The sequence below is a fragment of the Streptomyces sp. NPDC017246 genome (assembly GCF_044331325.1).
Classification (GTDB): Bacteria; Actinomycetota; Actinomycetes; order Streptomycetales; family Streptomycetaceae; genus Streptomyces.
Map to the genome: position 1 here is coordinate 57,925 of NZ_JBIRMW010000005.1, position 22,778 is coordinate 80,702.

Consider the following 22,778-nt stretch of genomic DNA (forward strand, 5'->3'; position numbering starts at 1 on the left):
GAGGGCACCCCGCTCCGTCGTGTCCGGGGGGCCGGCATACCCGCGGGTAATTCGTGACCCGGATGTCAGTCGGGGCTGTCATGCTCGTACGCATGAACGAAGACGCCTTCTGGGCTCTCATCGACGAGTTGAGCCGCCGTCCCGGTGACCGGGACGAGCGGCTGGAGTGGCTGCGCACGGAGCTGCTCCGGCGCCCGGCCGCCGAGAGCGTGGAGTTCCAGGTGCGCCTGGAGGAGGCGTGCGAGGTCGCCGGTACGCGCGCGATGTGGCGGGCGGCGAACCGGATCGAGAGCGGTGGCTGCACCGACGACGGCTTCCACTACTTCACCCTCTGGCTGGTCGGGCAGGGGCGGAAGCTGTACGAGTCGGCGGTCGCCGACCCGGACGCGCTGGCCGACGTGCCGGAGGTTCGGGCCCTGGTCGGGCGGCTCCGCGACGAGTGGGACGACGACGAGTGGCCGGAGTGGGAGGAGCTCGACTATGTCGCGCAGGACGCGTACGACGAGCTGACCGGCCAGGAGGACGACGACGGCGAGGAGTTCCTCGACGCCGTCGAGGAGATGACCGAGGAGCTCGCGGACGAGCTCTCGGGTGATGCCGCGGAGGAGTGGGAAGAGGGCGACGAGCCCCGGGGGTCTCGTCCGGAGGGGGTGGCGATACCCCGGCTCACCGCCCTCTTCCCGCTCGGGACGTCCGGCTCCTAGGAGCTCCTAGGAGCTCAGGAGGCGGACGAGTTCCGGCGGCGGCCCAGGAGCAGGCTGCCCGCGGCGAAGGTGGCGAGGGCGCCCGCGCCCGCGAGGGCCAGGGGGAGCGGCGAGGAGGGGGTCGCGGCGGTCTCCGCGGAGAGGGCCGGGGCCTGCTCGTCGCCGCCGTGGCCCGCGTGGCTCACGGTGGAGAGGTCGGCGCCCGCCGCGATCTTCGCCTCGGTCGGGGCCTGCGCCTTCGCCGTGGCCGCCTGCGCCGCCGCACCGCCGAAGGTGACGTCCGAGCAGCTGTAGAAGGCCTCGGGGCTGTCGTTGCGCTGCCACACCTTGTAGACGATGTGGCGGCCGGTGCGGGCGGGCAGGTTGCCCGTGAAGTTGTAGTAGCCGTCGGTGGCGGTGCGGGTGGTGTTGTAGACGGCGACGGGGGTCGCGTCCAGGTCCGACCACTTCAGCGGCTGCGTGGGGTCGAAGCCGGGCTTGGTGATGTAGACGGTCATGGTGCCCGCGTGGGCGGCCGTCACCCGGACCTTGAAGTCGAAGGAGCCCGCGGCGACGGCGGTCGCCGGCCAGTCGGTGCGCGCCCAGTCCAGCGCCCGGTACTTCGCGCGGTTCGCCGAGCAGAGCTTGCCGTCCGGGATGAGCGCCTGGTGCTGTCCCGCGGCGTTGGCGATGTTGACCTCGTTCCAGTCGTAGAGCGGCTGGGTGCCGGAGTCGGCGACGAGGTCCTTGCACACCTGCGACTTGGGCGTCTCGGGCCCCTCGGCGTAACAGGCGGCCACCCGGCTCACGGGGTTGAAGACGGCACCGTGGGCGCTCGCGGTGGTGGGGGTGAGGCTGACGAGGGCGGCTGCGGCGGACAGGGCGGCGACGCCGGTGGCGGTGCGGCGGGAGGACGGCATGCGGGGGCTCTCTCTCGTGCGTGGGGGAGGACGGAACGAGCAACGCGCGCTGAGTACATGGAAGTTGAATCCCGGGCGATCGCCGTAGAGCCTCGCATTGGTCCATACCAATAGGCAAGAGGGTGGGCCGGAAAAGCCGAAGCGGCCCCCGGGGTGCCGCACACCCGGGAGCCGCCGTGCGCGCGGGAACGTCAGCCGTTGGCGAGCGCCTGCACCCGCGAGAGGTCGCCGTTGAAGTGGTTGTGGTCGCCGACCGTGGGGCCGGAGGAGGTGTACTGCCACATCGTGTAGTACTGCCAGCCGGCCGGGAGTTCGCCCACCGTCGCGGCGTACCGCGCGATCCACAGCGGGTTGGTCGAGGCGAAGGCGGAGGAGTTGCCGGTGCACTGGGTCCACCAGCTGGTCGCCGTGTAGATGACGGCGTCCCGCCCGGTGCGCGCCTTGTACCGGTTCACGAAGTCACGGATCCAGGTCACCATCCCGGCCTGGGTCTTGCCGTAGCAGGTCGCGCCGTACGGGTTCCACTCGATGTCGAGCACCCCCGGCAGTGTCCTGCCGTCCTTCGACCACCCGCCGCCGTTGTTGACGAAGTAGTCGGCCTGGGCCGCACCGGTCGTCGTGTCGGGGGTCGCGAAGTGGTACGTGCCCCGGATCATGCCGACGTCGTACGAGCCGGTGTACTGCTGGTTGAAGGAGGTGTTCTTGTAGTAGGTGCCCTCCGTCGCCTTGACGTAGGCCCACTTGACGCCGCTGTTCCACAGCGTGGACCAGGCGACGTTCCCCTGGTGGCTGGAGACGTCCACGCCTTCCGTCTGGACGGCCTGGGCCGAGACGCCACCGGGGAAGGAGTCCTGCCCGTCGTGCGCGAGAACACCCATGCCCATGCTGGCGGTGCCCCGCGCGGGCACCTGCCGGACGCCCGGGTCCTGGGCGGCCCCGGCGTGCCCGGCGAGGGGGAGGAGGAGGGCCAGGGCCGCGAGGGCGGCACCGGCGAGGGTCGTTCCGGATCTGTGCACACGCATTGCGTGCCTCCGAAAGGCTCGGTGGGGGGAGCGATGTCGACAGTCCTGGTGTGGACATGTCAGCGCTGACGCCGGGGACGACGCTACGCACGTAGACCCGGCCGGCGGAAGGGGGCCCGGATGCCGCCGTTGGTCTACTCCTGCGAAATACTGAAGGAGCTGCGGCGATGGCCTCGGCCGGAAGAAACTTTCAGCGGCCGGAAAGCTTTCGGGAGGCCGCCGGAGGACGTTGTGGAGGAGCTGACGTGCACGGAAGCGGTACGGGAAGCGAGGACCGGACCCCCGGGACCGCCGGTGCGGGCGGTGACGCCACGCCCGGCGGTGACGCCACGCCCGGCGGTGACGCCACGCCCGGCGGGGTCGATCGCGAGTTCCTCGCGCTCGAGCGGGAGCTCGCGGTCTTTCTGCGACGCGCCCGTGCCCAGTCCGGCGAGATGGCCCGTGAGGTCCACCCCGAGCTGGAACCCGCCGCCTACGGACTCTTCGTGCGGCTCGACGACGCCGGTCCCCAGCGGGCCACCGAACTCGCCGGGTACTTCGGGGTCGGCAAGGCGACCATGAGCCGGCAGCTCCGGGCCCTCGAAGACCTCGGTCTCGTCGCCCGCGACCCCGACCCCGCCGACGGCCGCGCCTCGCTGGTCCGCCTCACCGAGGAGGGCCGGAACCGGTTCCGGCACGTACGGGACGCCCGGCGCGAGCGGTACGTCCGCAAGCTCGCCGACTGGGACCGCGCCGAGGTCGCCGAACTCGCCCGCCTCCTGAACCACTTCAACGTCAGGTCCGAGGGCTGAGCAGCTCCACGTAGACCGCCGTCGCGTCGTCGTGCAGCTTCCAGCGGCGCACCCCGCCCGCTCGCTCGTCCGCCGTCTCCAGGGCCCGCACCCGGTGCAGCAGGCCCGGCGTGCCCTCCTTGCGCAGGACGGTGAGGCAGTCCGTCCAGTCGCCCTCGCCGAACAGCTCGACCCAGCGGCTCGCCCCGTCGGTGAGCGCGGCCAGGGACCGCACCTCCGTGCGCGGGGTCGTCCCGGTCACCGCCCGCGCCGCGACCGCCGGGTCGGCCGCCGCCGTGAAGAACCCGCCTTCCCGGTTCCGCAGCCGGTCCGTCGCCTCCAGGAACCGCAGGATCTCGTCCGGCACCCGGTCGAGCCGGTCGTCGAGCACGGCCCGTACCGCCCCGTCCGGGGACTCCAGGAGGAGCACGGAGTCGGAGAGGACGAGGTGTTCGACCGAGGTCTCGTCCCAGCGGGCGAGCACCACGGTCGCCTGAGGGGTGCGGACGTGAGAAAGGTCACAGGTGTCGCGATGGGCGTCCGCGGTGCGCCGGATTGCCATCGACAGGATCTCGGCCAGAGGCATGTCCGGGCGGGAAGCGGACAGTTCGGTCAAAGCCCCACCGAGGCGCGCGGTGAACCACGGCACGGTGTGCACACAACCGTCATCACCGACGGGCGGTGTGACGCCGTCGAGGAGGACGACGGTTCCCCCGCCGCCCGAGGCGGGCAGGGTGGCGGCCGCCCAGTCCTCGTTGGGGCGTTCGGGGCTGCCGGGGAGTGAGGCGACATCGCTGCGCATGGCAACCAGTGTGCCCGGTCCGGCGTTCACCTTCACCGGACCTGCAAATCAGCGAAAATGGCCTGTACCAACCGGGCCGAGGCGGCGGGGGAGGCGGATCGGCCACTTCCGTGGAGCTGCGGGCGGGCATCCTGCCAAAGCCCGCGCGGAAGATCCAACCGGGGGCCCTTCGGGGCCTCCCGGAGCCGCCGGGAGAAGTTGTTCGCCAACTCATGAGTGTTGTTCACTCGTTCGGGTGGCGGAGCGGCCGATGCGCGCCCCCTTCCCAGAAGCGCTGGAATGGTCGGAAGCCGTACCAGGGGTGGGGGCGCTCCATGTGACCGGCCGTCACCTCTGCTTTGTGGGCGGACGAGTCAAGAATGCGAGCACCGGTGCAGATGAAGCGGCCTCGGAGCAAGAACGGCACGCGGAGCCAGACCCCCGGTGCGGTGCCGACCCCGGACGGCGCCGCGACGGCGCCCACCGCTCAGGCACACCCCTCGGACCCGTCCCGGACCACGGATCGGCCCCAGGCTCCCGCCGGGCGCCCCAAGCGCGTCCGCAACCGGCTGGTCGCCGGTGTCGCCCTCGTCGGCATCACGGTCCTCGCCGCCGGAACCCCCGCGGTCCTCGCCGCCTCCGCCGACCTCACCGACTCCCAGCGCCTGGTCACCCTCGCCGAACTCGACCGGCAGGCCATCACCCTGGCCCACTCCCTCGCCGACGAACGCGACGAGGTCGTCGCCTACATCGCCGCGGGCCGTGACGCCCAGAGCGGCGACGCCAAGCACAAGCGCCAGATCACCAGCACCCGGTCCACCCGGGTCGACCGGCAGATAGACGAGATCCGGCCCGGAGCCGCCGCCGAGCTCCGCCGCGACCTCGCGGGCATCCCCTCCGTCCGCCGTACCGCCCTCACGGGCAAGGGAACGGCCCTGGAGGCCCACCGGGCGTACTCGGAGGTCATCACCAAGCTCCAGGCGCTCGCCGACGAACTGGCCGACAAGACCCCGGCCCGCGCCTCCGACACCGCCCTCACCGGGGCCACCCGCGCCCCCGCCGCCCTCGGCCGCGCCGTCGATCAGGCCTCCGCCGCCCGCGGTCTGCTCCTCGCCGCGCTCTCCGTGCCGCAGCCCGAGCCCACCGGGGACGTCCACTACGACCCCGAGACCGGCACCTACGTCCCCGACGTGCCCGAGGGCGCCGCCGAGGCCGACCGCGCCCGCGACACCCTCACCGCCGCCGCCCAGCAGGCCAGGGTCCGCGAACTCGCCGCCCTGGGCGACTTCGACCAGGCCGCGGGCTCCGCCGCCCGTGACTCCCTCGCCGCCACCGTGGCGGGCCCCGACGTCAAGAACGCCGAGCGCTCCCTCGCCTCCCTCACCGACCAGCCCCGGCTGACGGAGACCGAGCGCGAGACCGACCCGGCCGCCCTGGAGTCCGCCCTCTCCGCCCGCATCGAGCAGATGCGCGGCGTCGAGTCCGCGCTCGCCTCCTCGCGGGTCGAGCGCCTCGGCGCGCTCCGCGACGACGACGTCACCGCCCTCGAACTGCGCATCGCCTTCCTCGGCGGCTGTCTGATCGTCGGGATCGGCATCTCCACCTACGTCGCCCGCACCCTCACCCGGCCGCTCGCCGTCCTCCGGATCGGCGCCGCCCGGCTCTCCGGCGCCCCCGTGCCGCAGACGGAGGAGCCGGTCCGCTTCACCGGCCGCAACGACGAGTTCGCCCAGGTCGTCCGCTCCCTCAACACCCTGCACGGCAAGCTCTCCGGACTCGCCGCCCACTCCGAGCGGCTCACCGACGACCGGGCCGACCTGGCCGCCGCCAAGGAGACCCTCGGAGCCGAGCTCGCCGCCCAGCGGGCCGACCTCCAGGGCCGGGTCGCGCTCCTCACCGCCGACCTCGAACGGCTCAGGAGCACCGTCCACCACACCTTCGTCAACCTCTCGCTGCGCAGCCTCGGGCTCGTCGAGCGGCAGCTCGGCGTCATCGAGAAGCTGGAGGAGCGCGAACAGGACCCGGACCGCCTCGCGACCCTCTTCAAGCTCGACCACCTGGCGACCGTCATGCGCCGCCACAGCGAGAACCTCCTCGTCCTCGCCGGTCACGAGCACGTCCACGGCCACGCCGGGCCCGTCCCGCTCGTCGACGTGCTGCGCGCCGCCGTCAGCGAGATCGAGCGGTACGAGCGGGTCACCATCCAGTCGCTGCCGCCGCACGCCCAGATCGCCGGCTTCGCCGCGGACGACCTGAGCCACCTGATCGCGGAACTCCTGGAGAACGCCACCTCCTTCTCGCCGCCCGACGCCGAGGTCCAGCTCTCCGGCTGGCTCCTGGAGTCCGGCGAGGTGATGCTCTCCGTGCAGGACGCGGGCATCGGCATGACCGCCTCCCGGCTCGCCGAGCTCAACGCGCGCCTGGCCGAAGCCGATCCGGCCGCCTTCGAGGGCGAGGGACTCGGCATGCGCGTCATCGCGCTGCTCGCCGCCCGCCACGGTGTCCGCGTCGAACTGCGGGAGCAGAAGCCGGGCGGCACGGCGGCCGTGGTGGTCCTGCCCGAGCCCCTGCTTCCGACCGCCCTGCCGACCACCGTGACGGAGCCCGTACGGGTCTCGGGCGCGGCCCCCGTGCTCCAGCTGCCCGGCTCGGCCGCGGAGGCCAACTCCAACACGCTGCCGTCCCGGAACCGTGACCCGCTCGTGGATCCCCAGGCGGAACTCCAGGCGGGTCCCGAGGGGGATCCCCAGGCGGGCTCCCAGGTGGATCCCCTGGTGGAGGCGGCGGAGCGGGCGTTCCTGGCGGCGGAGGTGAACGCGGCGAGGCAGCAGCGGGACCAGCCCCCGACGCGGGAGCCGGAGCCCCACGCGCCCGAGGCGGAGCCGTACGAGCCCGAGCCGTACCCGCCCACGGCGGAGTCCGAGCCGTACACGCCCGAGCCCGCGTACGAGGACACCACGCCCGCGTACGAAGAGGCCCCCGCCCTCGGCGAGTCCGTCTCCGAGACCACGCTCCAGGTCCGGCTGCCCGACCCGCCGCCGGAGCCGGACGCCCACGAGCGCGCCGCCGACGCGGCCGCCGACCCCGCACCGCACGCCGGGCCGCCGCAGGCGGAGCCCGTACACGCTCCGCAGGCGGCGCCCGTACACGCGGAGCCCGAGCCGTCGCGGACGGAGCCCCCGGCCCCGTCCGTCCAGGAGCCGGTCCCCGACCAGCCGGTTCCCGGGCAGCGCTCCGCGCAGGGGCAGCGGGTCACCGACAAGGGCCTGCCCAAGCGCACCCCGCAGGTGGTCCGCCCGGCCGGCGCCGCCACCACCCCCCGTCAGGGCGGCGTGGACGCGGAGGCCCTGCGCCGCCGCCTCGGCGGCTTCCACCAGGGAGCCAAGGCCGGGCGCCGCGACGTGGAGGCGGAGATCGACACGGCGCGGACGGAAGCCGGTGGGACCGCACGTACAGAGGAGATGACGGGGGACACAGTCGAGGAGGCACGCAGTTGACCGCGACGGGAACGTTCGGACTGAGCACGGAAGCCCGCAACCTGCAATGGCTGCTGGGGAATCTGGTGGAGGAGGTGCCCGGGGTCCGCTCGGTCGCCGTCGTCTCCTCCGACGGCCTGATGCTGCTCTCGTCCGACCCGGCCGTCCAGCAGAGCACGACGGCCGCCGCCGAAGCCGGCCGTCCCGACGGGCCGCGCGGCTCCAGCGCCGACCTGGCCACCATCGTCTCCGGCATCGGCAGCCTGACCATCGGTGCCGCCCGGCTGATGGACGGTGGCGGGGTCAAACAGACCATGGTGGCGATGGAGGAGGGCAGCGTCTTCGTCATGTCGATCAGCGACGGTTCGCTGCTCGGCGTGCACGCCACGCCCGACTGCGACATGAGCGTCGTCGCGTACCACATGGCGCTCTTCGTGGGCCGCGCCGGTCACGTACTCACCCCCGAAGTCCGCAGCGAGCTGCGCAAATCGATGGAGAGCACCCAGTGACGTCAGTTTCCTCGGGGTATCACGCCCACCGGCTGCCGATACGAGGAGACGGGCGCCGCCCCGCGCGCGTACGCCCGTACTCGCTGACCGGTGGCCGTACCCGCTTCGGCCACGTCCTGCTCGTCGAGACCTTCGTGGCGGCGCTGGAAGCGCCCGCCGTGCGCAAGGTCCTGACGGACGGCGGGCCCGGCGCCCGCGGACTGATGCCGGAGATGCGGGCCATCGTCGAGATCTGCCGTCGGATGCGGACGGTCGCGGAGATCTCGGCACTTCTGAAGATGCCGTTGGGGGTCGTCCGGGTCCTGCTCAGTGACCTGGCCGACCAGGGAAAGATCCGTGTGTACGGGACCGGTCACGGCACCGGCCAGCCCGACCGCGCGCTCCTCGAAAGGGTGCTGAGTGGACTCCGTCGTCTCTGACGCCTCCGCCGTCTCCGATTCACCGGCGGTGACGGGCATTCCCGCACAGCCCCAGGCTCCCGAAGTCGATCTGTTCCAAAGGGATACCGACGGCGCGAGCACCTCCTCTCCCGACACCGAGGACGGTGCTCAGGACTGGCAGCTCGACCACACCCGTGCCCCGATAGCGACGAAGATCGTCGTCGCGGGCGGCTTCGGCGTCGGCAAGACCACCTTCGTCCGCGCGGTCTCGGAGATCACCCCGCTCCAGACCGAGGCGCTGATGACCCGGGCGAGCGAGGAGACCGACGACCTCACCGCCACCCCGGACAAGCTCACCACCACGGTGGCGATGGACTTCGGCCGGATCACGCTCGACAACGACCTGGTGCTGTACGTCTTCGGTACGCCGGGACAGCAGCGCTTCTGGTTCATGTGGGACGACCTGGTGCGCGGCGCGATCGGCGCGATCGTGCTCGCCGACACCCGGCGGCTCACGGACTGCTTCCCGGCGCTGGACTACTTCGAGAGCTGCGGGCTTCCGTACATCGTGGCCGTCAACCACTTCGAGGGCACCGAGCTGTTCGAGGCGGACGATGTCAGGGAGGCTCTGACCGTGCCCTCGCACGTGCCCGTGGTGATCATGGACGCGCGCAAGCGGTACAGCGTCGTCGAGAGCCTGCTCGCGATGGTCGCGCACGCCCTCGAAGCCACCCCCGAATAGTTCTCCCCGTCACGCCAGGAGCACCACCCATGCGGAAGATACTCATAGTCGGCGCCGGCCAGTCCGGTCTGCAGCTCGCCCTCGGACTCCAGTCGCAGGGGTACGAGGTCACCCTCATGTCGAACCGGACGGCGGACGAGATCCGGTCCGGGCGGGTCATGTCCACCCAGTGCATGTTCGACACCGCGCTCCAGCACGAGCGGGACCTCGGCCTCAACTTCTGGGAGTCCCAGGCCCCGAGGATCGAGGGCCTCGGCGTCTCCGTCGCCGCCCCGGACGGCGGCCGGGCGATCGACTGGGTCGGGAAGCTCGACGGGTACGCCCAGTCCGTCGACCAGCGGGTGAAGATGGCCGGCTGGATGGAGACCTTCGCCCAGCGTGGCGGCCAGCTGGTGATACACGGCGCGGCCGTGAGCGACCTGGACTACTTCTCCCGCAGCTACGACCTGGTGCTGGTGGCGGCCGGCAAGGGCGAACTGGTCTCCATGTTCGGCCGGGACGCCTCCCGTTCGCCGTACGACGCGCCGCAGCGCGCGCTGGCCGTCGCGTACGTCCACGGCCTCGGCCCGCGCCCCGAGCACCCGGACTTCGACGCGGTCCGCTGCAACCTGGTCCCGGGCGTCGGCGAGCTGTTCGTGATGCCGACCCTGACGACGGGCGGCCGCGCCGACATCCTCTTCTGGGAGGGCGTCCCCGGCGGCCCGCTCGACGCCTTCCAGGGCGTCAAGGACCCGGCGGAGCACCTGTCGCTGACCCTGGAGCTGATGGAGAAGTTCACGCCCTGGGAGTACGCGCGGGCCACCCGGGTCGAACTGACCGACGCGGGCGGCACGCTGGCCGGCCGGTACGCGCCGACGGTCCGCAACCCGATCGGCCGGCTGCCCGGCGGCGGCCTGGTCCTCGGCGTCGCCGACGTGGTCGTCGCCAACGACCCGATCACCGGCCAGGGTTCCAACTCGGCGTCCAAGTGCGCGGCCGCGTACCTGGCGGCGATCGTCGACCACGGCGACAAGCCGTTCGACGAGGAGTGGATGCGGTCGGCCTTCGACCGCTACTGGAACACGGCCCAGCACGTCACCAAGTGGACCAACGCGATGCTGGGCGTCCCCCCGGAGCACGTCCTGAACCTGATCGGCGCGGCGGGCCGGCTCCAGCCGGTGGCCGACCGCTTCGCGAACGGCTTCAACGACCCCGCGGACTTCGAGAACTTCTTCTTCGACCCGGAGAAGACGAACGCGTACCTGGCGGAGGTCGCCGGCAGCTGACGGGCCGGGGCCCGCGGCCCGCGGGCTGTCGGGCCGCGGTTCCGCCGTGCTCGCCTCCGATCCTCCTGAGCCACGGCCCCGGATCCCGCTCGTCTTCCCCGTACGACCTTTCGTGGCGCCGCGGTGTCGAAGGGGTGTACGAGGAGGCGGGTGACGCCTCCTGTGGTGGGGGTGCCCCGGGTCCGGGGCCGAGGGGGTTTTCGTGGCTCGTGTGCGTACGGCCGTGGTGGCCGCGGCGTTGATCGCGACGACGGTGCCGGTGACGCTCGGGGGAAGTGCGGCCTTCGCCGTGTCCTTCCCGGCGGCGAACGCGACGGCGGTCGGTGGCTCCGCGGCGGTCGCCGGTGTGGCGGCCGGGGTCGGGACGGTCGTCCAGAACGGTGGCCGGCTGACGGTCACGGCCGGCGAGGAGGGGGCGGCGACCCTGACCATCTCGGGCCAGTGGGACGGGATCCTCGCCCGTGACAAGCAGGGCGTGCTCTGGAAGTACAACCACGACAACAACGCCGTCGACCTCGTCTTCAAGCCGCGTGAGCGGGTCGGCGGGGGCTGGAACACCTACACGGCCATCGCCGGCACGGACGACCTCGGCCGTGACGGCGAGGCCGACCTCGTCGCCCGCGACACGGCCGGAAGGCTCTGGTCCTACCAGGGCGTGCGCAAGCCGGTGCCCCACTCCGGCTCGGGACATCTCGTCCCCGGCTCCACCCGCATCCTCGTCGGCGGCGGGTGGAACACGTACGACCTGCTGTTCTGAGCGCGCCCGCCGCTGCTTCCGGCGGTGGCAAGGCGCGCGGGCCTAAGCGGACTTCAGCCGCGGTCGTACCCCTCGTCACCGCCGTCCCTCGCCCCCGCCGGAACCTCCGGCGGGGTGTACGAGGCCAGCGCCGTCCCGCCCGGATCCGGGCGCACGGCCCCGAGTAGCGGGTTCGCCGCGATCGGCGAGACCTTCACCTTCCCGCCGGGCCTGGGCGCCTGCACCACCAGGCCCTCGCCGAGATAGACCGCCACATGCGTCGCCCCCGGGAAGTAGACCACCAGGTCCCCCGGGCGCAGCTCCGACAGGGACACCCGGGGCAGCGTCGCCCACTGCTCCTGGCTGGTCCGCGGCACCTCACGGCCCGCCGCCGCCCACGCCCGCTGGGTGAGACCCGAGCAGTCGTACGTCTCCGGTCCCTCGGCCCCCCACTCGTACGGCTTGCCGATCTGCCCCACCGCGAACCGCAGCGCCTCCGCGCCGGCCTCCGACGGGGCGCGCCGGCCTTCCAGGACACCGGAGTCGAGCAGTTCGCGCTGGGCGCCCGCCGTCTGCTCCCGCTCCAGCTCGGTGAGCCGGGCCAGCTGGTCGGGGGAGAGGGCGGCGAGCAGCTTCTCGACCTCCGCGAGCCGGGCCCGCACCTCGTCGCGCCGGGTGCGCCGCGCGGCGGCGAGGGTCTGCTGCCGGTCCAGGGCCTTGCGGGAGGCGCTCGCCAGGGTGCCGGCCTGCCGCTCGGCCCCTTCGAGCCGTGACACGGCCGAGGCCCGCTCGCGGGAGGCGCGGGCCATCAGATGCCCCTGGTCCAGGGCGGACCGGGTGTCCGGCGCGAACAGCAGCCGCAGGTAGGAGGAGAACTCGGACCTGCCCTGGTACTGGTCCCGGGCGATCCGGCCGGCCGCGGCACGTCCCTGGGCCAGGGCGGTGCGGGCGGCGGTGAGCCGGGCGGTCACCTTCTTGGTGTCGGCGGTCTGGAGCTTCAGCGTCTCCTCCGCGGCGTTGAACCGCTCGGTCGCCTCCTCGGCCTGCCGGTAGAGCGTCCGCATCCGGGTCAGCAGGGCGGAGACGGAGTCCCCGCCGGGGGGAGGGAGTGCGGCGGCATCGTCGCCGTCGGGAGTGACGGCGGGGGTGGGGCTGGTGGCCGGGTCCGCGCCGGGGGAGACCGGCTCGGTGGGGTCCGCCTCGGGGTCGAGAGGGTTAGTGGGGGCTGTGGGGGCTGTGGGGTCGGCCGGGGTGGCCGAATCCGCTGGATCGGCCGGGCCGACGTGGCCCGCCGGAGCGACGGGAGCGACTGGATCAGCCCGGTCCCCCGGCACCCCCGCGTCCGGGTCGACCGGGCCCACCGGCTCGGCCGCGGGGTCCGCCCAGGCGATCGGCGCCTCCACCGGGGGATCGGCCGGCGGTTCCGGCGCGGCCGCGCCCGCCGGGGCGACCCCGGTGAGCGCCGTCACCGCGGCGAGCGCCCCCGTGCAGACCGTACGCAGCAGTCGTCGTGACACGTCACCACCTCCACAGGGATGATGACGCGTCACTTCATCCGATTACCGTACGAATAAGGGCGCGTCCGAGGGCCTCACCCGTTCGGCTCAGCCTCCTTCGAGGGCGGTGCGGCGGGAGCGCTCGGCTTCGACCACGGCCACTTCAGCTCCCGGCGCTCGCGGCCCTCGGGCGCGTACTGGTAGACCCAGCCCCGCTGGAGCCCCAGCCGCTTGGTGTAGCCCGCGGGCTCGCGCCGGTACGTGTACAGGGCCGGCGGGCGACCGTCGTGGGCCGGGACCGGGACCTCGTACCACTTCGGCGGGTGGCCGGTCGGGCCGAGCAGGATCGGCAGGACCCGGCCGTCGAGGGGGCCGCCACGGAAGGGGGTGTTCTCGCTTCTCACCCCTCCAGTCTCCCCTCCGCCTCCTCCGGTCCGCCCGCCCGCCGGACTTCCCGCCGCTCAGAGCAGATGGGCCGCCTCGCCCACCACCGGGATCACCCGGCGGGCAAGCCTCGCCACCGGGCCCTCGGACGTCTCCTGGGAGAGGAGCCGCCCGACGACCCGCGCCGTCTCCTCGTCGCTCGCCGTCGTCGCCGCGAGCAGGGCGACGAGATGGTCGACGAGCCACTCCCGCAGCTCCCGGGCCGGCGGCCGCTTGTCCTCGTCGAGCCAGATGAGGGAGGCCGCCTCCACGGCGGCGATCCATGTCCTGACCAGCATGCCGAGCCGGGGGCCGGGACGCTCCACCCCGAGGTGGACGAGGATCTGCTCGGCGGCGGCCCGCCGTACCTCGTCGACGATGGCGGTGGTCCGGGACGTCTCGGCGACGCTGCCGCCGCGCAGCAGGGCGCTGAAGCCGGCGTCGTGCTCGTCGACGAAGGTCAGATAGCGGTCGAGGACCCGGCCGAGCCGCTCCGTGGGAGGTCCCACCGGAGGCTCGGTGAAGCAGTGGTTGAGGGCGTCGGCGGAGGAGCGGAGGGCGGCCTCGTACAGCTGCTGCTTGCCGCCGGGGAAGTAGCGGTACACGAGGGGGCGCGAGACGCCGGCCGCCTCGGCGACGTCGTCGAGCGAGACGTCCTCGGGCGTCCGGTGGGCGAAGAGCCCCTGGGCGGCTTCGAGGAGCTGCTCGCGCCGCTGCTCGACACTGAGTCTGCGGTACGCGGGAGTGGCGGCACCTGTCATGCCCGCAGCGTAGCTCCGCCCCTCCGCGTCACGGACGGCACCGTGCGCGCCACCCTCGGCGACGGCTCAGGCCAGCAGCCCCGACGACCTCCACAGCCGGCGCCCCACACCCCGCAGCACCCCGATGTCGTCGAGGAAGTCCGTCAGGCGGCCCGCACCGGACCGCATGATCTCCTGTCGGTGTCCGCTCGCCTTCACCTGCGCCACCGCCTCGCGCCGGTCCAGGCCCACCGCCTCGTACACCTGGGGGTTGACGAAGCAGGTGGAGAAGACCCGTGCGGCCTCCCCGCAGCTGAGCCGGGTGAACTCCTGCTCCCAGCGGGGTGCCGTCGCCATCTGGCGGCGCAGCTCCTCGCGGGCGTACCGCACATGGCGTGCCTCCTCGACGACATGGATGCGGGTCACCCCGCGTACGAGGGTCTGCACCCGCTCGTCGGGGAAGGTCAGCCGCTGCATCCAGTCGAGGATCTCCTCGCCGAGCAGGGTGGCGGCGAAGGAGCCGGGGGTGGTGGAGACGGTCTTCAGGAGGCGCGCGAGGTTGTGGTAGAGCTTCGGCACCGGGTACGCGGGGGTGCCGCCCTGCCGGATCAGCCGGGCGAACATCATCGAGTGCCGGCACTCGTCCGCTATCTCGGTCAGTGCGTACCGGACGTGATGGCTGGTCAGCGACTTGTCGTAGATGTGCCGGACGAGCAGCTGCATCAGGATGATCTCGAACCAGATGCCGAGGGAGGCGAGCGACGCCGCCTCGTGGCGCGAGAGCGCGATCCGCTGCTCCTCGGACATCCGGCGCCACAGCGGGGTGTCGTAGAGGGAGAGCAGCTCGGGCGGCCAGAACCACTTGCCGTCCTCGAGCGGCGCGTCCCAGTCGAGCTCGGTGTCCGGGTCGTAGGAGTGCCTGCGGGAGGATTCCAGGAGGCGTTCGGCGACCTGCTCCCGGTCGCGCAGCGGCCCCAGGGCGTCCCGGAGGAGGCTGAAGTCGGGCTCGGTGAAGGGGGTCATGGTCGCGCACCTCACTGTGCTCGCCGTCGTCGCATTACCTGCGGTCACCTCTTATCAGACTGCCCGTCAGTAGCGTCGTCAATCCCTTGCGCGCGACTTGTTGACGATCCGTCTACCACCGTGTGAGCCTGACCGGAGGCCTCGCAGGACCCGCACCACCGCAGCGCACCACGGGAAGGCCCGACCCCCCCAAGGAGGCGTCAGTGTCGACGCGCGACCTCTACACCACGGCCCCGTCCACCCCGAGCTGGCAGATCCCCGCCACCGGTGCCGCCCGCTTCTCCTGGGAGTACGAGGACGGCCGCGAGCGCCTCCTCGCCCTCTACCAGAAGGGCAAGGACAAGCAGTGGGACGGTGCCACCCGGATCGACTGGGACCTGGAGGTCGACCCGTACGACCCGCTCGGCACCCCCGACGAGGCCCTGACCCTCCACGGCACCCGCCACTGGGCCCTGATGACGGAGAAGGACAAGGGCGATCTGCGCCGCCACTACTCCTCCTGGCAGTTCAGCCAGTTCCTCCACGGCGAGCAGGGCGCCATGATCTGCGCCGCCCGGATCGTCGAGTCCGTCCCCGACCTGGACGCCAAGTTCTACTCGGCGACCCAGACCATGGACGAGGCGCGGCACGCCGAGATCTACGGGCGCTTCCTCCACGAGAAGATCGGCATGCTCTACCCGATCAACGACGACCTGAAGGGCCTGCTGGACGACACCCTGCGCGACTCCCGCTGGGACATGCCCTATCTCGGCATGCAGGTCCTCATCGAGGGACTGGCCCTCGCCTCGTTCGGCATGATCCGCGACAGCACCGACAAGCCGCTGCCCAAGCAGATCCTCGCGTACGTGATGCAGGACGAGGCCCGGCACGTGGCCTTCGGCCGGATGGCCCTGCGCGACTACTACCGGCAGCTGTCGGACGCCGAACTCCGTGAGCGCGAGGAGTTCGTCATCGAGGGCTGCTACCTGATGCGCGACCGGCTGCGCGGCGTCGAGGTCCTGGAGAACTTCGGCATCCCGCGGAAGGAGGCCGAGGAGCTGAGCGAGCGGAGCCCGTTCCTCCAGCTCTTCCGCAAACTGCTCTTCAGCCGGATCGTCCCCTGCGTCAAGGACATCGGCCTCTGGGGCGAACGCCTCCAGAAGGCCTACCTCGACATGGGCGTCTTCGACCTGGGCGACTCCAACCTCGACCTGCTGATGACCCAGGACGAGGAGATCGCGGAACGGCTCGACGCGGAGCGCTTCGCGAAGGAGGAGCGGGCCAGGGTGACGGAGGTGGCGGACGCGATCGCGGAGGGCGCGGCGGGGGAGTAGACGGGGGTGCCGGGCGAAGGCGGGAAGAGCGGCCGCGGGAGGGCGAGTTCGGGCCGGGACCCGGGAGGGTCCGCTGTCACAGGGGTGACGTAGCGTGACTGCCATGACCATGCCGCCCTCGCCGGGTTTTCCGCCTCAGCCGCCCCAGGCTCCCCAGGCTCCCCAGCCACCCCACGGCCCGTACGGCGGGCCCGTGCCGCCCCCGCAGCAGCCCGGCGCGTTCGGCACACCGCAGCACAACTGGCCGCAGAACCACCCTCCGCAGGGTGTTCCGCCGCAGTACCCGGGACCGGGCGCCGGGGCCTGGGGGCAGCCCCCCATGGGACCCCCGCCGAAGAAGAAGATGTCGACCGGGGCGATCGTCGCCGTCGTCGTCGGATCCCTGGTCCTGGTCGGCGGTCTCGGCTACGGCGTCAAGGCCGGGTTCGACAGCGTCACCGGCGGCTTCCCCGAGGCCACCCACAGGCTCGTCGTCCCCCAGACCCTCCTCGGGGGCGAGTACACCCTGGTCTCCGACCTCTCCGAGACGCAGGGCAAGGAGATCGAGGACACCCCCGATCTCAGCGTGAAGGACGCCGAGGCGGCGGTCGGGCAGTACAGCGGCGAGGACGGGTCCGTCCTCGTCGTCTCCGGGATGTACGGACGCATCAAGGACCCCGGGTTCGCGCGCTCGTCCATTCTCAAGGGCGCCGCGACGGACAAGGGCTCCACGCTCGTCGTCCGGCCCAGGGAGTTCACCCCCGCCGGGTACGACGTGACCATCAGCTGCCAGGTCACGAAGTCGAAGGACCCCCTCGGCACGACGACGCTCCCCATGTGCGCCTGGGGCGACGGCAGTACCGCGGCCGCCGTGGCTCACGTCGCCGCCGGGTCGGCCGCGGCCGACCCGAAGGACATCGACCTGGCGGAGCTCGCCGAGACCACGGCCAAGATCCGCGCGGAGATCCGTCAGCCGCTCGGCAAGCCGGCAGGGAGCTCGACCGAGGAGCCGGCGGGCAAGCCGACCGGCTGAGGCCCGCGGAGGGCGGCACCCGGCTCCCCACTCCCACCAAGCCGGCTCCCCACTCCCACCGAGCCGTCTCCCCGCTCTCGCCCTGCTCTCCCCTGACCCCCACCGAGCTACCTCCGCGCCTCCGCCTCCAGCCGCAGCGCCTCCTCCATCACGGCCTTCGCGATCGGGGCCGCGCTGCCGCCTCCGCTGATGTCCGTACGGGCCGCCTCGGCGTCCTCCACGACCACCGCGACCGCGACGGCGGGCTGGGCCGCGTCCTCCGCCTGGGCCCAGGCGATGAACCAGGCGTACGGGGTGCCGGTGTTGCCGAAGCCGTGCTGGGCCGTGCCCGTCTTGCCGCCGACCCGCGCGCCGGGGATCGCCGCGTTGGTGCCCGTGCCCTCCTCGACCGCCTTCACCATCAGCCGCTGGAGCTGCATGGCCGTCGAGGGGTTCATCGCCTGGCGGTAGCTGCGGCGGCCCGTGCGGTCGACGATCGTTCCCCCCGAGGTCGTCGTGCGGTCGACGAGGTACGGGTGGGCGATCTCGCCGTTGTTGGCGACCGCGGCCGCCACCGTCGCCATCTGGAGCGGCGTCGCCGTCGTGTCGAACTGGCCGATCGACGAGAGAGCCAGCTGGTCCGGGCTCATCTCCCGGTCGAAGTTGGACTTCGCCACCCAGGACGGCACCCGGAGCCCCGTGTCGTTGAAGCCGAACTTCTCCACGGCGTCGACCATCCCGTCCAGGCCGACCTCCACCCCGAGGCCGGCCATCACGGTGTTGCACGACCACTGGATCGCGTACGCGAGGGACGCGTCGCCGCAGCCGGTCGCCTCGTTCGGCAGGACCTGGCGGGTGCCGGGCAGGACGAACGGGTCCGGGGTGTCCGTCGGCGCGTCCACGTCCGTCACCACCCCGGCGTCGAGCGCCGCCGCGGCCGTCACGATCTTGAACGTGGAGCCGGGCGGGTACGTCTGCCGCAGCGCCCGGTTCAGCATCGGCTGGTTCGGCGAGGTGTTGAGCCGCCTCCAGGCGTCCTCGACCTTCCGCCCCGTGCCGGAGAGGGCGCCGGGGTCGTACGAGGGCGAGCTGACGAGTGCCAGGATGCGGCCGCTGTACGGCTCCACCGCCACGACCGCCCCGCGCTTCCCGTCGAGGCCACGGAAGGCGGCCTGCTGCATCGAGGAGCGGATCGTCGTCACGACGTCACCGCCGGGCTGACGGCCCCGGGTGAGGTCGTTCCAGAAGGGCAGCGGTGCCAGCATCGGGTCGGTGCCGGCCAGGATCTCGTCCTCGGCGTGCTCCACGAGGGTCGTGCCGTACGTCTGTGAGGAGTAGCCGGTCAGGGGCGCGTACAACGGCCCCTGGGGGTAGATCCGTTCCCAGCGCAGCTGCTGCCCGCTGTCCCGGGAGCCCGTCACCGGCCTGCCGTCGACGACGATCTCGCCGCGCGGCTGGGCGTAGCGGTTGATCGCGATCCGGCGGTTGGCCGGATTGTCGTCGAGCGACTCGGCCTCGAAGATCATCACGCGCGCCGAGTTGACGAGGAGCGCGACGAGCAGCACGAGACAGAGCGCGGCGGCCCGCCGGGCGTACCGGATCACGTGTTTCCCTCCAGAGCGTACGGCCGGATCACGAGGCTCCCGTGCGCGCCGGCGGCGTACGGCCGGATCACGCGGCCCCCTCCCTCACCGGCGCCGGCGTCCCCGTGTCGACGTCGTCCGGCTGCGGTGCGCGCGCCGAGTCGCTGACCCGGATGAGGAGCGCGACGATCACCCAGTTGGTGACCACCGACGAACCTCCCTGCGCCAGGAACGGCATCGCCATACCGGTGAGCGGGATCAGCCCCATCACCCCGCCCGCGATCACGAAGACCTGGAGCGCCACGATCGAGGCGAGCCCGATCGCGAGGAGCCGCCCGAAGGGGTCCCGCAGCGAGAGACCGGCGCGGAAGCCGCGGGCGACGAGCAGCGCGTACAGCAGGAAGAGCCCGGTCAGACCGACGAGCCCCAGCTCCTCGCCGGCCGTGGCCAGGATGAAGTCGGACTTGGTGGCGAAGCCGATGAGGACGGAGTGGCCGAGGCCGAGCCCCGAGCCGAGCATCCCCCCGGCCGCGAAGGAGAACAGCGACTGCGCGAGCTGCCCCGGCCCGTCCCCCGCGCGGATCGAGGCGAAGGGGTCGAGCCAGTCCTCCACCCTGCTGTGCACATGCGGTTCGAGGGAGCCGACGACGAAGGCCCCGGCGGAGGCGAGGACGAGCCCGACCGCGATCCAGCCGGTGCGCCCGGTCGCCACGTACAGCATGATCACGAAGAGGCCGAAGAAGAGCAGCGAGGTGCCCAGGTCCCGTTCGAGGACGAGGACGCCGACGCTCAGCAGCCAGATCGCCACGATGGGCCCGAGCACCCGCCCCGTCGGGAACTGGAACTTCCAGATCCGGCGGCCGGTGTACGCGAGGGCGTTGCGGTTGGCGGCCAGGTAGGCGGCGAAGAAGACGGCGAGCAGGATCTTGGCGAACTCGCCCGGCTGGAAGGAGAGACCGCCGAGCCGGATCCAGATCTTGGCGCCGTTCACCGCCGGGAAGAAGATCGGCAGGATCAACAGCGCGAGGGCGGCCGCCACGGAGACGTACGCGTACCCCTGGAGGGTCCGGTGGTCGCGGAGCAGCAGGACGACCACGATGAAGAGCGCCACCCCGAGCGTCGACCAGACGAGCTGCGTCGTCGCCGCCTGGTCGTTCGGCGTCTCCAGGTCGAGCCGGTAGATCAGGACCAGGCCGAGGCCGTTGAGCAGGACCGCGATCGGCAGCAGCAGCGGATCGGCGTACGGGGCGCGGAACCGGACCGCGAGATGGGCGACGAGCGCGAGCAGGCCGAGCCCGGCGCCGTAGCGGACGGCGTCCGGCGGTACGGCGCCGCTGCGGGCGAGGCCGACCTCGGCGTAGCCGCAGACGGAGATGAGGACGGCGCAGACGAGGAGGGAGAGTTCCACGCCGCGGCGCTTCGGGATGCGGACCCCGGGCGGGGGTGCGTCCGTGCGCGGTGCGGTCATGGCCGCAACGTAGCAAGCGGTATGCCCTATGTCCCTTTTGTGTGACGGTGTGCCGTGGAGCGCCGTGCGGTGGGGCACCGTCCCGGGACGTGTCGCGAGGCGCCGTGCCCCGCTGTGCCGTGAGGCGCAGCGCCCTGGAGCCCCCCGTCAGTCCTCCGCGTCCGGATCGGCCAGGCGTACGTACTCGGGCAGCCGCAGCAGCGCCTCGGCGCCGCCGCCCGCGCCCTCGGCGAAGACCAGCTCGGCGCCGATCACCTCCGCCTGCCCCACCGCGATCGTCAGCCCGAGGCCGTGCCCCTTGCCCCCGCTCTCGGTACGGAACCGCTGCGGCCCCGACTCCAGCAGATAGCCGGGATAGCCGGGCCCGTGGTCCCGCACGGACACCACGGGCCCGTCCACCGTCACCACCACCGGCGGGGCCCCGTGCTTGTGCGCGTTGGCCACCAGATTGCCGAGCACCCGCTCCAGACGCCGCCGGTCCGTCTCCACCGTCGCGTCCCGGACGATCCGCACCCCGGTCTCCGTGCCCGAGGCGCGCACCACCCGCTCGACGAGCGGACCGAGCTCGTGCACGGCCAGGTCGACGGTCTCGTTGCGGGCGTCGAGCCGGGAGATCTCCAGCAGGTCCTCGGTGAGACCGCGCATCGCCCGCACCCGGTCCCGCACCAGCTCCGACGGCCGCCCCTCCGGCAGCAGTTCGGCGGCGGCCGAGAGCCCGGTCAGCGGGGTGCGCAGCTCGTGCGCCACGTCGGCGGTGAACCGCTGCTCGCTCTGCAGCTTGCGCTGCAGCGAGGAGGCCATCGTGTCGAGCGCGCCGGACACCGTGGCCACCTCGTCCTGGGGGCGGGAGGGGTCCTTCGTACGCGGGTCGTCGACGCGCGCGTCGAGATCGCCGGCGCTGATCCTGCGGGCGACCTGGGCGGTGAGGTGCAGCCTCCGGGTGACCCGGGTGACGGCGAAGGCCCCCACGAGCAGGGTCGCCCCGATCGCGAGGACCGAGGAGCCGACGATCGAGCGGTCGAGCGCGTCGATCGTCTCGGCGCTCTGGGTGTAGTCGACGCGGACGGCGAGGGCCCGGCCGTCCGCGGGCCCCGCCGCCCACATCGTCGGCCGGCCCCCGTCGTCGTCGGCGACGACCGTGCCGCGCTCGCCCCGGACGGCGAGCGCCCGCAGGGAGGCCGGGAGTCCCGGCGGGTCGATCCCGGCGAACCGGGGAACCGGCTCGCCCGCCTCGTACAACCGGGTCACGTCGGTGAGCCGCGCGAGGGCCTTCTCGCGGGAGTCGTTCACGGTCTGCCCGGCCACCGACACATGGACGAGGATGCCGAGCAGTGCGGCGAGGGCGCAGCACATCACCGCGATGAAGACGGCGGCCTTCCAGGTGAGGGTCGCGGTCCAGGCGGGCAGCCGGGGCGCCCTCACGGGCTCGGCTCGACGGGTACGGGCTCGGCCGGTACGGGAAGGGGAGCGAGTCCGTTCGGTGATGTCGGTGTCGGGGACGGGCTCACCAGGCGGGGCACGGGCACCGTCGAGGGGCCGGTGCCCGGGGGCTTCACCCGGACGATCTCGTCGCGCGTGGGCAGCATGCTGTGCTGCTGCTCGTCCCAGGACCAGGCGGTGCGGTACTCGTACCCCGGGATCCCCGCCGACCCGACCCGCGTGATCAGGTCCCGGCCGGCCAGCTCCACGCTGATGACCTGCTCGACGGTCGACATGACGCGGGTGAGGCCGCCGTTCTCGGCGAGGTAGACCCGGACCCCGACCTGCTGTTCCGGCATCCGGATCCCGACGATCAACTCGTCCCGGCCGTTGCCGGTGAGGTCGCGGTAGTACGGCCGCATGACCGGGCAGGCGGCGGGCGCGGTGCCGCAGGCCTCGATCGCGCGGGAGGTCTCCTTGTAGAGCCCGTCGGCGCCGGAGTACGTGTCGGGGTGGGCGCGCACCTCGGCCTGGACGACCGCCACGGCGTTCAGCGAGCGGACGTCGTTGTCGGGGACGTCGATGCCGGGAACCCGCTGGGTGTCCGACTCGCCGTAGTCGATCGGCGGATTCGTGGCGGGCGGCAGATCGGGCCAGAGCCGCACGGGCCCGACCGCGGTCGGGGTGGGCCCGGCGCTCTCCAGCCCGCCCTCGCCGCGACCGCAGCCCACGACGCCGCCCAGTACGAGGGCGCACAGGACAGCGGCGGCGGCGATCTGCGCTCCGCGCGGTCTCACACTGCTCCTCGTTCGGTCGGGTGGCTGAGCGAGGCAGGTCCGCGCCCACTCCCAGTAGACCTTATTCGGAGAGAAGTCCTTTTTGTCTATTCGTAGGGTTATCGGGCCCCGGGCGGGCGCGGATCACGGAGGCACCCGCTCCGGCCGAAGACGTCGGCGCCCCGCGCGTACGACGCCGCGGGCGGAGGGGGCGATCCGTCACGTACGGGGCCTCCGGACGGACGTACCGGCTCCGCGCTAC

21 protein-coding genes are annotated in these 22,778 nt (G+C 72.7%); 10 read left to right on the plus strand and 11 right to left on the minus strand.

What is annotated here, in order from left to right; genetic code table 11:
- Positions 1-92: 92 nt before the first annotated feature.
- Complete coding sequence (locus ACH4MY_RS13285) at positions 93-704, plus strand: DUF4240 domain-containing protein (protein WP_398001817.1); 612 nt, start codon at positions 93-95, stop codon at positions 702-704.
- Positions 705-718: 14 nt separating this feature from the next.
- On the opposite strand, the gene ACH4MY_RS13290 is transcribed toward ACH4MY_RS13285, so the two are convergent.
- Positions 719-1,603, minus strand: coding sequence for a lytic polysaccharide monooxygenase (locus tag ACH4MY_RS13290; RefSeq protein ID WP_398001820.1), 885 nt, complete (start codon positions 1,601-1,603; stop codon positions 719-721).
- Positions 1,604-1,794: 191 nt separating this feature from the next.
- Entirely contained in the window at positions 1,795-2,625 is an 831-nt protein-coding gene (locus ACH4MY_RS13295; protein WP_398001822.1) for a lysozyme, read from the minus strand.
- 245 nt (positions 2,626-2,870) lie between these two features.
- On the opposite strand from ACH4MY_RS13295, the gene ACH4MY_RS13300 reads away from it, so the two are divergent.
- Positions 2,871-3,416, plus strand: a complete 546-nt coding sequence (locus ACH4MY_RS13300; RefSeq protein WP_398001825.1) for a MarR family winged helix-turn-helix transcriptional regulator — start codon at positions 2,871-2,873, stop codon at positions 3,414-3,416.
- Here the strand turns inward: ACH4MY_RS13300 and ACH4MY_RS13305 are convergent.
- Positions 3,400-4,197, minus strand: coding sequence for a hypothetical protein (locus tag ACH4MY_RS13305; protein ID WP_398001828.1), 798 nt, complete (start codon positions 4,195-4,197; stop codon positions 3,400-3,402). The genes ACH4MY_RS13300 and ACH4MY_RS13305 overlap by 17 nt on opposite strands.
- Positions 4,198-4,556: 359 nt before the next feature.
- On the opposite strand from ACH4MY_RS13305, the gene ACH4MY_RS13310 reads away from it, so the two are divergent.
- The 6 genes from ACH4MY_RS13310 to ACH4MY_RS13335 all read left to right on the plus strand — a co-directional run bounded on the left by ACH4MY_RS13310 (position 4,557) and on the right by ACH4MY_RS13335 (position 11,305).
- On the plus strand, positions 4,557-7,673 hold the full coding sequence (locus ACH4MY_RS13310; RefSeq protein WP_398001831.1) for a nitrate- and nitrite sensing domain-containing protein: 3,117 nt from the start codon (positions 4,557-4,559) through the stop codon (positions 7,671-7,673).
- Positions 7,670-8,161, plus strand: coding sequence for a roadblock/LC7 domain-containing protein (locus ACH4MY_RS13315; RefSeq protein ID WP_015036169.1), 492 nt, complete (start codon positions 7,670-7,672; stop codon positions 8,159-8,161). Before ACH4MY_RS13310 ends, ACH4MY_RS13315 begins: the two co-directional genes overlap by 4 nt.
- Positions 8,158-8,580 carry a DUF742 domain-containing protein gene (locus tag ACH4MY_RS13320; RefSeq protein WP_398001834.1) on the plus strand — a complete coding sequence of 141 codons (423 nt, stop codon included), beginning with the start codon at positions 8,158-8,160 and terminating at the stop codon, positions 8,578-8,580. The genes ACH4MY_RS13315 and ACH4MY_RS13320 overlap by 4 nt, the downstream gene beginning before the upstream one ends.
- Positions 8,561-9,283 (plus strand): GTP-binding protein, encoded by a 723-nt coding sequence (locus tag ACH4MY_RS13325; protein WP_398001837.1) that lies wholly within the window; start codon positions 8,561-8,563, stop codon positions 9,281-9,283. Before ACH4MY_RS13320 ends, ACH4MY_RS13325 begins: the two co-directional genes overlap by 20 nt.
- Before the next feature lie 29 nt (positions 9,284-9,312).
- Entirely contained in the window at positions 9,313-10,548 is a 1,236-nt protein-coding gene (locus tag ACH4MY_RS13330) for a styrene monooxygenase/indole monooxygenase family protein (RefSeq protein ID WP_398001838.1), read from the plus strand.
- A gap of 202 nt (positions 10,549-10,750) precedes the next feature.
- Positions 10,751-11,305, plus strand: coding sequence for a hypothetical protein (locus ACH4MY_RS13335; RefSeq protein ID WP_398001840.1), 555 nt, complete (start codon positions 10,751-10,753; stop codon positions 11,303-11,305).
- A 53-nt stretch (positions 11,306-11,358) separates the two neighbouring features.
- Here the strand turns inward: ACH4MY_RS13335 and ACH4MY_RS13340 are convergent, their stop codons facing one another.
- The 4 genes from ACH4MY_RS13340 to ACH4MY_RS13355 form a co-directional block, all read right to left on the minus strand.
- Positions 11,359-12,801 (minus strand): NlpC/P60 family protein, encoded by a 1,443-nt coding sequence (locus tag ACH4MY_RS13340; protein ID WP_398001842.1) that lies wholly within the window; start codon positions 12,799-12,801, stop codon positions 11,359-11,361.
- Positions 12,802-12,875: 74 nt separating this feature from the next.
- On the minus strand, positions 12,876-13,184 hold the full coding sequence (locus tag ACH4MY_RS13345; protein ID WP_398001845.1) for a hypothetical protein: 309 nt from the start codon (positions 13,182-13,184) through the stop codon (positions 12,876-12,878).
- Positions 13,185-13,241: 57 nt separating this feature from the next.
- Positions 13,242-13,964: a TetR/AcrR family transcriptional regulator gene (locus ACH4MY_RS13350; protein ID WP_398001848.1), complete on the minus strand. Its 723-nt coding sequence runs from the start codon at positions 13,962-13,964 to the stop codon at positions 13,242-13,244.
- A 66-nt stretch (positions 13,965-14,030) separates the two neighbouring features.
- Positions 14,031-14,966: a diiron oxygenase gene (locus ACH4MY_RS13355; RefSeq protein ID WP_398001851.1), complete on the minus strand. Its 936-nt coding sequence runs from the start codon at positions 14,964-14,966 to the stop codon at positions 14,031-14,033.
- Positions 14,967-15,169: 203 nt separating this feature from the next.
- Between ACH4MY_RS13355 and ACH4MY_RS13360 the strand changes: the two genes are divergently transcribed.
- Both ACH4MY_RS13360 and ACH4MY_RS13365 read left to right on the plus strand, forming a co-directional pair.
- Positions 15,170-16,279, plus strand: coding sequence for a ferritin-like domain-containing protein (locus ACH4MY_RS13360; RefSeq protein WP_398001854.1), 1,110 nt, complete (start codon positions 15,170-15,172; stop codon positions 16,277-16,279).
- Positions 16,280-16,598: 319 nt separating this feature from the next.
- A complete protein-coding gene (locus tag ACH4MY_RS13365; RefSeq protein ID WP_398001857.1) occupies positions 16,599-17,291 on the plus strand; it encodes a hypothetical protein in 693 nt (230 codons plus the stop codon).
- A gap of 107 nt (positions 17,292-17,398) precedes the next feature.
- Here the strand turns inward: ACH4MY_RS13365 and ACH4MY_RS13370 are convergent, their stop codons facing one another.
- From ACH4MY_RS13370 to ACH4MY_RS13385, 4 genes are all read right to left on the minus strand, one after another.
- Complete coding sequence (locus ACH4MY_RS13370; protein WP_398001860.1) at positions 17,399-18,874, minus strand: penicillin-binding transpeptidase domain-containing protein; 1,476 nt, start codon at positions 18,872-18,874, stop codon at positions 17,399-17,401.
- Between the two features lie 67 nt (positions 18,875-18,941).
- Positions 18,942-20,321, minus strand: coding sequence for an FtsW/RodA/SpoVE family cell cycle protein (locus tag ACH4MY_RS13375; RefSeq protein WP_398001863.1), 1,380 nt, complete (start codon positions 20,319-20,321; stop codon positions 18,942-18,944).
- Between the two features lie 147 nt (positions 20,322-20,468).
- The gene (locus ACH4MY_RS13380) at positions 20,469-21,743 is read right to left on the minus strand and encodes an ATP-binding protein (protein ID WP_398001866.1); all 1,275 of its coding nucleotides are present in this window, start codon (positions 21,741-21,743) and stop codon (positions 20,469-20,471) included.
- Positions 21,740-22,537 (minus strand): hypothetical protein, encoded by a 798-nt coding sequence (locus ACH4MY_RS13385; RefSeq protein ID WP_398001869.1) that lies wholly within the window; start codon positions 22,535-22,537, stop codon positions 21,740-21,742. Before ACH4MY_RS13385 ends, ACH4MY_RS13380 begins: the two co-directional genes overlap by 4 nt.
- Between the last annotated feature and the right edge of the window lie 241 nt (positions 22,538-22,778).